Origin of the sequence: Comamonas sp., from assembly GCF_036643215.1 — a bacterium.
Classification (GTDB): domain Bacteria; phylum Pseudomonadota; class Gammaproteobacteria; order Burkholderiales; family Burkholderiaceae_C; genus Comamonas.
The window spans coordinates 1-2,130 of record NZ_JAVXSJ010000013.1 but is presented as its reverse complement, the minus strand read 5'-3'; the positions used below and the strand labels follow the sequence as shown (position 1 = coordinate 2,130).

Genomic DNA, 2,130 nt, shown 5'->3' with positions numbered 1-2,130 from the left:
AAAGGAGGGCGCCCGTGGCGCACCTATGTGCTGGAAGATCACGGCGTGCGCATTGCCACGGCTGACCGCATTGATGTGCGCGAGGGTCTGATCTACGGCTTTGCCTACACCATCATCCTGCCCTTTTTGCTGGCGCTGCTGGCCAGCATGGTGCTGATGTGGTGGGGGGTGGCGCGAGGCCTGCGGCCGCTGGAGTCGCTGCGCCAAGAACTCAGCCAGCGCCCGCCCGGCGATGACTCGCCCGTGGCGCAGGGCCGTCAGGTCAAGGAACTGGCGCCGCTGGTGCAGACCATTAATCATTTGCTCCAGCGCGTGCACAGCGCGCTGGAGCGCGAGCGTCGCTGGACGGATGATGCCGCCCATGAGCTGCGCACGCCGCTGACGGCGGTGAAGACCCATGTGCAAGTTGCGCAGATGGCTGTGGCCAGTGTGGGCACGCAGACCATGCAATGGCAGATGACCCACGATGCGCTGGAGCAGGCCGGTGAGGGCGTGGTGCATTTGCAGCACACGCTGGAGCAGTTGCTGCTGCTGGCGCGGCTCGATGGCCAACCCGCTGGTGATGAGGGCGATGAAGGCGGTGGCACACGCCCGATGGTCTGCGGATCTGAGCCCGCCTGCGCCTGGGATGCGCTGGAAAAAGCCTGGGGGCTGGCCGCTACGGCCATTCCCTCAGGTCAGCAACGACTGCGCTGGCTGCCAGGGCAGGCGCAGGGCGATGCTCGGCTGGAGGATTTGCGGGTAGTGGTGCCCCAGCCTCTGCTGATTTCTGCACTGCGCAACCTGATCGAAAATGCCTTGCGCTATGGGCAAGTGGCAGGGCAGGATCAGGCTGATTTCCCCGTGTCGCTGGGTATGCGCTATCTCAAGCATCTCAAGCGTTCTTTCAAGCAACTGCCGGCAGACGCTGGTGGCCTAGTGGATGCAGCTCTGCCAAGGCCTGAGCGCATTGCTGGCTATGTGGAATTCACCGTGCTGGATCAGGGGCCGGGCTTGAGCCGCGAGGATTGCGCCGTCGCCACACAGCGCTTCTGGCGCAAGCAGCATCAGGCGCATGGCAGCGGGCTGGGGCTGGCCATTGTTCAGCGCATTGCCCAGAGCAGCGGTGGCGCACTGGAGTTGCTGCCACTGGTGCAGTGGCTGGAGCAGGGCGATGCGAGCGAATGGTCTTCCGTTGCCGCCATGCCAACTGAAGCATCTAAAGCACCAACAGGGCTGGTGGTGCGGCTTTACCTGCCGGTCGTGGCTTGCAGCGCAGGGCCTGATAAGGGCATGGATACACCCTGAGCCCGGATTTGTAGCCGATTGTTCCGAGCATTAATTGGCTCTTAATCTTATATAAGTATCTTCGGGGTATGCGCTTGCTGTCATGGACTTCTACGTCCTTGACATCACCGGCCAGACGTTGGCGCTTGCACCAGCCTGAGGTGGGCCTGGTGGGCGCGGCGTACAACTCCATTCCCAAGATGAATCGCTTGAACACTAAGACTCTGCCCCGGTCGTGGGTGGCTGTTGGCATTTCCATGCTGATGGCGACTAGCGCCTGGGCGCAAGAACCTGCCGCCGCCAAGGCCGCATTGAATGGCAATGCCACGGCTGGCGCAAAGATTGCACAGTCCGGCTCCGCAGGTGGCGCAGCCGCCTGTGCCACTTGCCACGGCGCCAAGGGTGAAGGTCAGGCTGGCTTTCCCGCGCTGGCAGGTCAGCACCCCGGCTATCTGGAGCGTCAGCTGAACCAGCTGGCCGCCGGTGCCCGTCAATCTGCCGTCATGGCCTCCATGGCCAAGGCCTTGAGCGAGCAAGAGCGCGCTGACGTCGCGGCTTATTACGCCACCCTGCCACTGCCCATCAAGGCGGTGCGCGGTGCGTTGCCCGGCAAGAATGACGATAGCGGCGCATGGCTGGTCGAGCGCGGTCGCTGGGCGGATGGCATTCCTGCCTGTGCGCAGTGCCATGGCCCCGGTGGCGTGGGTGTGGGCAAGGATTTTCCGGCCATTGGTCACCTGTCTGCCGACTATATGCAGAGCCAGATCGATGCCTGGAACAAGGGCCAGCGCGAAGCCGGGCCTCTGGGTCTGATGGGCGCTGTGGCCAAGAAGCTCTCGGCGGATGACGTCAAGGCTGTCGCTG

General features: G+C 63.7%; 2 protein-coding genes. Both read left to right on the top strand.

Translation table 11 applies throughout. The features are described 5' to 3' along the window. Positions 1-1,287: ATP-binding protein (locus RSF91_RS10615; RefSeq protein WP_332568389.1), on the top strand; the 1,287-nt coding region annotated here is incomplete at its 5' end. A gap of 179 nt (positions 1,288-1,466) precedes the next feature. Continuing rightward, a partial coding sequence (locus tag RSF91_RS10610) for a c-type cytochrome (protein ID WP_332568488.1) occupies positions 1,467-2,130 on the top strand: 664 nt, incomplete at its 3' end.